The 10,096-nt window shown below is 44.7% G+C and carries 6 protein-coding genes and 1 pseudogene; 6 read left to right on the top strand and 1 reads right to left on the bottom strand.

Annotated features, from left to right (window positions below; genetic code table 11):
- The first annotated feature begins 209 nt into the window (after nt 1-209).
- From VIP81_RS03270 to VIP81_RS03285, 4 genes are all read left to right on the top strand, one after another.
- Nucleotides 210-3,347, top strand: coding sequence for a TonB-dependent receptor (locus VIP81_RS03270; RefSeq protein WP_331957046.1), 3,138 nt, complete (start codon nt 210-212; stop codon nt 3,345-3,347).
- A gap of 12 nt (nt 3,348-3,359) precedes the next feature.
- Nucleotides 3,360-4,820 (top strand): RagB/SusD family nutrient uptake outer membrane protein, encoded by a 1,461-nt coding sequence (locus VIP81_RS03275; protein WP_331957047.1) that lies wholly within the window; start codon nt 3,360-3,362, stop codon nt 4,818-4,820.
- A gap of 230 nt (nt 4,821-5,050) precedes the next feature.
- Nucleotides 5,051-5,458, top strand: a complete 408-nt coding sequence (locus VIP81_RS03280; RefSeq protein ID WP_331957048.1) for a c-type cytochrome — start codon at nt 5,051-5,053, stop codon at nt 5,456-5,458.
- A gap of 290 nt (nt 5,459-5,748) precedes the next feature.
- On the top strand, nt 5,749-7,038 hold the full coding sequence (locus tag VIP81_RS03285) for a DEAD/DEAH box helicase (RefSeq protein ID WP_331957049.1): 1,290 nt from the start codon (nt 5,749-5,751) through the stop codon (nt 7,036-7,038).
- A 202-nt stretch (nt 7,039-7,240) separates the two neighbouring features.
- Here the strand turns inward: VIP81_RS03285 and VIP81_RS03290 are convergent, their stop codons facing one another.
- Nucleotides 7,241-8,575, bottom strand: a complete 1,335-nt coding sequence (locus tag VIP81_RS03290; RefSeq protein WP_331957050.1) for a DUF2252 domain-containing protein — start codon at nt 8,573-8,575, stop codon at nt 7,241-7,243.
- Nucleotides 8,576-8,892: 317 nt separating this feature from the next.
- On the opposite strand from VIP81_RS03290, the gene VIP81_RS03295 reads away from it, so the two are divergent.
- Nucleotides 8,893-9,480, top strand: coding sequence for an RNA polymerase sigma-70 factor (locus VIP81_RS03295; RefSeq protein ID WP_331957051.1), 588 nt, complete (start codon nt 8,893-8,895; stop codon nt 9,478-9,480).
- Nucleotides 9,481-9,562: 82 nt separating this feature from the next.
- Nucleotides 9,563-10,096 (top strand): annotated as a pseudogene (locus VIP81_RS03300) (hypothetical protein); the annotation flags it as partial.

Consider the following 10,096-nt stretch of genomic DNA (forward strand, 5'->3'; position numbering starts at 1 on the left):
ATCGACATTTAATTCTAAACCTAAATTTTTATACAACTAAAATCTGATTAACCGTCAGCGTTAGTACTTATCTGTACTATCAAATACAACTGTTTTTATTATGCATTGCGATCAGTGTAACTGACCGGGAACGGGAGTTCTATGCCAAAATCTACACCAATAGCGTAGTCGTTTTTATTAGTCTAACCACAATCTAAATCAATTCTGACATGAGGAAATTTTTACTCGTGCTGGCGGGGCTGCTATGGGCAGTCACCTCGCTGCTGGCACAGACTAATCACACTGTAAAAGGAAAGGTAACAGATGAATCAGGAAATGGATTACCTGGTGTGTCTGTAAGTTTGCCCGGTGGCAAAACCGGCACTGTTACCGATTCCAAAGGAGAGTTCTCTCTTACGGTACCTGAAACCACAAAAACTTTAAGGGCCTCTTTTGTGGGGTATGAATCGCAGACGATGACCATTAAAGGTAGCAGCGTAGGCAACATTGTTTTGCAACCAGATGCCAAGGCTATTTCCGAAGTAGTGGTAGTAGGTTATGGTACACAGCGGAAGAAAGATGTAACGGGCAGCATTGCTTCTATTAAAGGAGGAGCAGTAGCAGAACTGCCGGTGGCTAGTTTTGAAGCCGGCTTGGGCGGTCGTGCCGCGGGTGTACAAATCACAGTTCCCAACGGTATTGTGAATAACCCGCCGGTGTTTCGTATCAGAGGCGCTAACTCTATTTCAATGAGTGCTTATCCGCTGATTGTGATTGATGGGGTACCCACTTTTTCCGGTGATGTAGGCAGCTCCAATGCACCCTTGAATCCTTTGGCCAGTGTAAATCCCTCAGATATTGCGTCTATTGATATCGCCAAAGATGCTGCTGCTACCGCGATTTACGGTAGCCGTGCTGCCAATGGTGTAGTATTTATCACCACCAAAAAAGGAAAAGCTGGTCGCGCTAAAGTAGCCTATGATGGCTGGGTAGGTATTACAAAACCTACCCGCTTGCCAGAGGTATTAAACTCGGCGCAGTACCTGGAAATAAAAAATGAAGGATTAAAAAACGCAGGTAGCGCAGATGTATATGTAGCTAACCAGGATGCCAGCGGTAAAACTATTGATACCAAATGGATGGATGTGGTATATCGTGATAAAGCGATATCACAGAGTCATAGCATCAATGTTTCCGGTGGTACCGAAAATACCAGCTATTATTTTTCCGGCGGCTATACCAAACAACAGGGGATTTTGAAGAGAAATGAATTTGCACGTAAAAACCTGTTGTTTAATATTGATCAGCAATTGGGAAAAGCATTTTCGATTGGTGCACGAATGAGTTATTCCAATGAGCAGAGTCTCATTTCCGGTTCTTCCGGATCACTGGAAGGGGAAGCGTTTAACTCCGGAGGACTTGCCCGCCTGGCTTTTCTAACCTCCCCATTGGTAGCGCCCCGTAATGATGACGGCAGTTATAATGTAAGTGGTTCTGGTTTAGGTGGTGGAAGAAATAAGTTGCCGATTGGTATCTACAATCCGCTGGTGTTGTTGGATCTGGATCACTCCAATACTGAAGCAAATCATATCCAGGGAAATATCTATCTGCAGGTAAAGCCATTTAGCTGGATGACGCTGAGAACACAGTATGGTGCCGACTACATTCTCATGAATAATGATGTTTACCAGAATTATTTATCGGGTGATGCCGTGGCTTCTACAGGTGATGTGACCAGTACTTATTCACAATACAAACGTTGGGTATGGACAAATACCCTACAGCTGGATCATTCGTTTGGTAAGCATAACCTAAGTTTCCTGGCAGGGTCCGAACAACAACGGGATGCGCGCGAACGCTATGGACTGGAGCGTCAAAAGCAAATGGATAATTATTTTAACAATAGTGAAGGCGGCTGGTTAGTGGATCTCTCCCGGTATTTACTACGGCGGGAAAACTACCTGTTGTCTGCCTTCTCCCGTTTAAATTATAATTACAAGGAAAAATATTACGTGAGTGCCAACGTAAGACAGGACCAGTATTCGGCCTTCGGTCCCAATTATAAGAAAGGTACATTCTATGGTTTCTCTGCGGGATGGGAAATCACGAAAGAGAATTTCTGGCGTAATGCAGGACTGGATAACGTATTCAGTGGCTTCAAGATCAGGGCCAGTCATGGTAAAGTAGGTAATTTTGCAGGACTGGGCGACTATGATGCATTGTCATTGTACAAACCTTCTCCTTATGGTGGTAACCCTTCCATTTATTTTAACCAGGCAGGTAACCCCAATCTGAACTGGGAAACCAGTAAAAAAACAGATATCGGTTTTACTTACGGACTGTTGAATAACCGGATCAATGGAGAGTTTTCTTACTACTATAATGATATTAACGGGTTAATCCTGTTTGTGCCGCAAATGCCATCTGCCGGTATTCCTATTACCAGTACTACGGCTACCATTGCTACTATTCCTACCAACGTAGGCAGCATGTTTAACAAAGGGGTAGAATTTAGTGTGAATGCAGTGGTGATTGATAAAAAGAATTTCTCCTGGAACAGCTCCTTCAACGTGGCATTTAATAAAAATAAAATTACTTCCCTGGCAGGAGATATCACCGCTATTCCTTTTGTAACAAGTAGCCTGGAGCAAACCAGTATCAACAAAGTAGGTTATCCTGCGAGTATGTTGTATGTAGTGCGCACTAAAGGGGTAGATCCTGCTACCGGCAGAAGAATTTTTATTAATGCTAAAGATGAAGAAGTATACTTCAGTAATTCAGATGCGGTTAAATACAAATATGCCGATGGCAAAACAGCAGCTGCTATTGGCGTGAAAGATGCAGTCGCGTATAAAAATACCAATCCTAAAATATTGGGTGGTTTGGAAAATACTTTCCGCTACAAAGATTTTGAACTCAACGTGCTGCTCACCTATCAAACTGGTTTTTATGTGTATTACGGCAGTAATGCAGGTTTGAGAGATCAGCGTTACTGGAATAACAGTACAGATGTATTAAACAGGTGGCAGCAGGCAGGTGATCAAACAGATGTGCCCCGGCTGGTAAATGGAGATAACATTTCCAACGGCTCTTCTTTTGCTATTGCCGCAAATGTATTCAAAGGTGATTTTGTGAAATTAAGTACCGTTGGGTTGATGTACAGACTGCCGGAAAGCCTCACCAGGGTTATTCGTCTTACAGGTGCCCGCGTATATGTGCGTGGACAAAATCTGGCGTTGATGACCAAATATCCGGGACCTGATCCTGAAGTTTCTTCCAATGGTAACAATGCTTCCGGTCAGGGGGTAGATCGTAACACGCTTGGTAATGGCAGAACTGTTACCGTGGGACTTAATATTAACTTATAAACTGCAACGAAGATGAGAAAATATTGCACATACATACTGTTGATAGCTATAGCAGGATTCAGCGCTTGCCAGAAGAATTTATTAGACCCGGTACCTACTACAGATATTCCTGACTTCAAGGCATTTGAAACAAAAGATCGGATCAATAGTCAGTTAAATGGCTTGTATTCCGTGATGAAACACGGGAAGTTCCTGGGTGGGAAATTTGAAATTGCCAATGAAGTAAGGGGAGAGGATTTTGTGAATGAAAAAGCGAATAACGTTACGCTGAATGCTACCTGGAGAATGGTGCCTACCGGCGAAACGCAGGAGGTGAAAGAGATTTGGTCGCAGGGATACATTACGATCAATAACGTCAATGTTTTTCTGACTGGCATGAATGCCGTAGGTAACAAAGTAGTGGGCGATTCCATGGCTAAGATCTATGCCGGAGAAGCGAAGTTTGTTCGCAGCGTTAGTTATTTTTCTCTGCTGCAATTATATGCACGTCCGCATTGGGATGGCGCCGGAAGTAAGCCTGGGTTGATTCTTCATAGTGAAGGCCATTCGCAGATCGGCAGTTATTCGAAGGCGCGCAGTACGGTGAATGATACCTATGCGCAGGTGATCAAAGATCTTGATTCTGCCGAAGCGTTGTTGCCTAAACCTGCAGCCGGTACATTACCCGCCATTACACATGCCAATGCGTATAGTGCTATTGCGTTTAAAATACGTGTGTACCTGTTTCTTGAAAAATACGATAAAGTAATAGAGGAAGCCGCGAAGCTGGTATCCGCCAGCGCACCTTTCGTGTCGCCCGGCGGACATGCGCTGGAAGGGGATATCTTCAAGGTGTTTACCACGCCTTATTCCTCGAAAGAATCTATTTTTTCCCTGCCTTTCTCAGGAGCTACCGGCGATTTTCCGGGTACGCAAACACAGCTGGGCTATTACTTTACGCCTTCTGCAAAACCCTATACCGGCAACGGGGAATACTCCCTGCATCCCAATGGCATTATTTCCGATTCGTCCTGGAAGTCTGCCACCGATGCACGTAGAAATTTTATCCTGACGGCAGGCGCCAAGAAGTATTGGGTTAAATTTCCGACCCCCAGTCCTTTTACGGATTTCATTCCTGTTATCAGGTATGCCGAGGTATTGCTGGATGTAGCAGAAGCAAGGGTTAGGCAGTTGAATACGGTAGATGCCAGCGCAGTGGCCATGCTGTCCGCTGTCAGACACCGGTCAGATGCTTCTGTTACGTACACCATCGCCGATTTTGCGACGCCTGCCGCGCTGTTGGCAGCCATTACAAAGGAGAAGCACATTGAATTACTGGGTGAAGGTTTCCGTAGCATGGAAGTAACCCGCCTGGGCATTTCATTCCCATCTAAAAGTAGTGTGGTACCGGTGATTGATCCTACGGCGGCGCAATATATCTGGCCTATTTCTTCTGATGAGATGATTTATAATAAGCTGTGTGTGGACAATTAATTCATTCGCGGAGTACTAATAATAAAAGCCCCGTTACAAAAAGTAGCGGGGCTTTGGTATGGTATAATGCCGTATAAGCGTCTGCGTTAGGTTGCCAATCATCGGCATTACCTTGGCTGGATTCGGGGAGGGCGGGGAAAAAACGAGTCCAGATACCTACAACGTATTATTCTTTTTTGTAGATTCCGCCTCTGAAGGAAGCATTTATATACTTATTTAAACCCATGGTCATGAAAATCAGGAAAAGTTTTGTAGTCGTGGCGGCGCTATTAGTAGTCGGCACGCTATGCTCACTGGCGTTACCCCAGGAACCTGAAAAGGCAAAGAATCTGAAAGTCCTGCCAAAGGATATCAGTCATGAAGAGCTGATCACCGTTATGCGCGGTTTCAATGCTGCGTTAGGTGTAAAATGTAATTTCTGTCACGAGCCGCGGAAGGACGATCCAAAGAAAATGGATTTCGCCAGCGATGAAAATCCGCACAAAGGAACAGCCAGGGACATGATGAAGATGACCAAGCGCATCAACAAGAAATTCTTCAAGGGTAGTGAAGTAATGGCGGTAAGCTGCTATACCTGTCACCACGGTAATGAAGAGCCAAAAACCAAACCAGATGCTGCGCCGGAAGCAGCGAAGTAGCAGCGGAAAGCTAAAAGCATAAAGCTGAAAGCAAAAAGCCACTGAAGCGAATGATGAACGCGTATTAAATATATCCGCTAAGGTCATTCACTTCAGTGGCTTTTTGCTTTCAGCTTTATGCCTTCCGCCCCTTTCATATGTTATTTTTTTAATTTATCAGCATTGCTCCCGGAAAAAGAGTATCTTTGCTACCGTCTGTTGAGTTAAAAGCATAAAGCACAGAAATATCTATTCTCTCCAGTCCGGAAATCTTTTCTTTACTGCTCTCCTCAATTGTGATAACGCTAAAGATGAAGAAGCGTTATTTTATAATTTATTACATCAGATATATCAACATGTTATTTGAGCAATTAGGGCTTATTGAGCCTATTTTAAAAGCAGTTAAAACCGAAGGCTATACTACGCCTACACCCATACAGTTACAATCTATTCCTATTGTATTGGAAGGTAAAGACCTGCTCGGATGCGCGCAAACCGGCACCGGTAAAACGGCTGCGTTTGCTATCCCCATTTTACAGTTATTACATAACAGTACGCCGGCCAATCAAGGCTTTAAACATATCCGTACACTGATTCTCACGCCTACCAGGGAACTGGCGGTTCAGATCGATGAAAGCTTTGCCGCTTATGGTAAGCACACCGGCCTGAAACACGATGTGATTTTTGGAGGGGTACCTCAGCACAGGCAAACCATTGCCCTGCGTAACGGTACCGATATCCTGATCGCCACGCCGGGACGGTTGCTGGATCTCATGAACCAGGGCTACATTTACCTGAACCACCTCGAAATATTCGTGTTGGATGAGGCGGATCGTATGCTGGACATGGGTTTTATCAATGATATCAAGAAAGTGATCCGGGAACTGCCGCAACAGCGTCAAACCCTGTTCTTTTCTGCTACCATGCCACCAAGCATTGCACAGCTGGCTAACTCCTTACTCTATAAACCAGAGAAAGTAACCATTACGCCGGTAGCCACTACCGCGGAAAGGGTGGAACAATCGGTTTATTTTGTAAAGAAGAAAGATAAGCAGTCCCTGCTGGATCATCTTTTAAGAGATAAGACCATTGAACGTACCATTGTGTTTACACAAACCAAGCACGGTGCCGACAGGATCGCTAAAAACCTGAAGAAACGCAATATCAACGCAGATGCGTTGCATGGCGATAAATCACAGGCTTCCCGTCAGAATACCCTGAACAACTTTAAAAATGGCCGCCTGCGTGTGCTGGTAGCTACTGATATTGCAGCCAGAGGTATTGATGTGGATTCACTGGAGCACGTGATCAACTATGATTTACCGAATGTTTCTGAAACGTACGTGCATCGTATAGGCAGAACCGGTAGAGCGGGTGCAGCAGGCTACGCACTTTCTTTCTGTGATACAGAAGAAAGACCATTCCTGAACAGCATCAATAAGCTGACCAGGCAAGTCATTCCGTCTGTGCCACATCCTTTTGAAGAGGCGGCGCTGATGGAGGCCAACAGTGCTAATCCGGATATGCCGAAAGCAGATCCGAGAAGACCTAAACCTAAGAATAGAAGAGGCCGGATCGATAAGAGAGACAGAACTTTCTAACGCGGGTTTTAGTCTTACTCAGGATTATACTGATTTTGATGATTTTCCGGATTTCTTTTTGATTATAAGATTTAAAAAAGATAAAAAGATTAGCGAAGATGAAAGCGATTATCCGCTTGCATCTTCGCTAATCTTTTTTAATCCTGTAAAACAATATCCGGAAAATCATCAAAATCAGTATAATCCTGGGTAAGACAAAAAATTACATCACTTCCGCTTTAATTTTCCCTGCTTTAATTGCTTTCACAAATTCCGCGTAGTCTTTCTCTGTCTGATCTGCATAAGTCACGGCGAATTTGCCGATGGCCTGATCCATCACATCGGCTTTGCCGAGATAGCCGCTGATGACATCACCGGGGCCTGTTTTAGCATGTGCCCGGGCCAGTATTTTACCGCATAAGCCGGCATACGCTGCCATCACGTCTTTATCGAAATGTTCTACATCGGGGGCAATTTTGCGGTCTCTCAGCTGCCGGAGGTAGAAATGCCTCCCTTCCTCGCCGGTGCTCCATCCCAGGAACATATCGCTGGCTGCCTGTACGAGCCGTTGTCCCTGCACAATGCGCTCTCCATTGTGCTTATGTTTACTTTTGCTGGTATAGGCTTCCAATACGCTTGTTCTGGCCTCTTTTATCTGCATGAACAGTGGTTCATCTTTCGCATTCATCATCAGGGCTACGAGGCAACGGGTACCTACGCTGCCTACTCCCACCACTTTCAGTGCAATATCTATAATGCGGTACTGGCTGAAAAGAAAACGCCGGTCGGCCTGCAGGGTATTCATATAAAAGTTCAGAAAATCCTGCACCATCTTTTTTTGTTTCACCAGGTCGATGGGATGATAAATGAGTGGATGCTGATCCAGGATTTCAAAGCTCCCCAATACACTTTGGGTGATTTTATAAAATGCTTTTTCCGGCGTACTTTTTTGTGCCTTATCCATGGCGTCTTTCAGCACGGTTTTTACTTTTTCGCTGCGTGCTTTATTGAGGAGGTCCTGCATTTCAAATTTCATGTACCACAGGTCCAGTGTGTTCATCTGAACATATTCCGCCATTGCCAATCTATAGGCGCTGGCCATATCTATGGCCATTTGCCGGGCATCTGTTTCCCGCATATTATTATGCCGGGCGGCCAGCACAAAGCTGGTGGCCAGTCTTTTGATATCCCATTCCCAGGGGGCGGGCAATGTTTCATCAAAATCATTGGCATCGAAGATGAGGTTGCGTTCCGGGGTAGCAAAGCCGCCAAAGTTCATGAGGTGGCAATCGCCCATGGCCTGCACCTGCAAAGAGGTATGTGGAAGAAAGGAAAGATCATGCGCCATAATATCCGCCGTGCCCCTGTAGAAAGCAAATGGAGATGTACTCATTCTGCCGCAACGGATGGGAATCAGGTCGGTGACCCGGTCATAATTGGAGGCTTCAATTGCCTGCAGGATCGTGGGGCGTTTGGGAGACAGGGAAAAGTCGCCCTGGGAAGTGCGGGGTACTTTATCCCTGATCTTTTTACCGGGATTATCTGAGATAGGAGCCATAAGAATATAATTACTATTCAAACGTATGAAGTACACTACTTGTTTTTATTATCATCAGAAAGTTACGCCTTTTGCCGCTTTTCATTGAGACCGATTGCAAAGGCAAAGATTTGGTAGATCGGCTTTTTTATTTTAGGTTTGGTTAAGAGATGCAAAAAAATTCGCTATATCAGCCAACACCGTATTGAAATGCCATCATAACTTGTTATTCATTTTTGACATCATTATCAACCATAGGCACGTAATGAAATAAGCTTTCTTTTTGGACGCGATTGAAATTGAGTTCACTTGTCGTTTTACCTGATATTCCATTTACAGTGAAACAAGTACATCATCAACCGGTTGATCTGCAGGAAGTCGCTGCGGGTAATGAAAAAGCATTCAAAGCTTTGTTTGATCAGTATCGTGGAAGATTGTTCTACTACATTTCCCGCTTTATCAAATCAGAACAGGTGGCGGAGGAGCTGGTACTGGACGTATTTATGAAGATATGGACCGGTAGAGACCTCATTTCCCAGATCAATAATTTCGATGCTTTTCTTTTCCGTATCGCTCATAATAAAAGTATCGATTTCCTGCGTACAGCGGCCAGAGATCCGCGTTTGCAGGAACTCCTGTATGAGATGACCGACGTTGCCGGCACAGAGGGCGCAGATACGATGCTGATGGTACATGAGTATGAAGAGAAAGTACGCACCGCTATTTCCCTGTTACCACCACAATGCAAAAAAGTATACACGTTAAGCCGTGAAGAGGAGCTGTCACACGATCAGATAGCCCGGCAACTGCAAATTTCCAGGGCCACCGTTAATAATCACATCGTACTCGCCCAGCGTTTCATCCGTAACTACCTTGTTAAAGAGATAGATATCGCTATTGTTATCCTGATAATAGGAAAATTTTAACTTTTTTTTCCCTTCATTAGTTATCGTTCCTTTTTTACTCGTCTTACTAACAGGAGAATGCTTTTACCACAATTATTGCATTATGGAGAACGGTCCTGTTCATACGTGGAAGTACCTGTTGGAGCAATATCTCGACAACAGGATTTCTAAAGACGAGCTATCGGAACTGCTGCGCAAAGCAGGAGAGGAGGAAGATATGGAAATGCTCACCATTGTATTAAAGGAACAATGGGAAGCGTCCAGAGATGCAGCGGATAATAGTAAAAAGGATTGGGATGCAAAATTTGCCGCCATGATGGCGGAAGCTCCTCAGATCAGGGAGCAGCGTCCGGTAAGATGGTTGATAAAAGTCGCCGTGGCAGCCAGTATCGCTGCATTGATCGCCATAGGCGGTTATTTCTTCTCTTTTAAAAAAACCGCAACACCACCATCAGTAACGTCAACGAATACACGTAAAGATATTGCACCTGGTACAACAGGAGGTATATTGGTATTGGCCAATGGTCAGCAAATTCCATTGGATAGTGCCGGCAGCGGATTGCTGGCAGTACAGGGCGGCACCAAAGTGACCAACCGTCTCGGAAAAATCGTTTATAACGCCAGCGGCGGGAATAGT

The sequence above is a fragment of the Chitinophaga sp. genome (assembly GCF_036566945.1).
Classification (GTDB): Bacteria; Bacteroidota; Bacteroidia; order Chitinophagales; family Chitinophagaceae; genus Chitinophaga.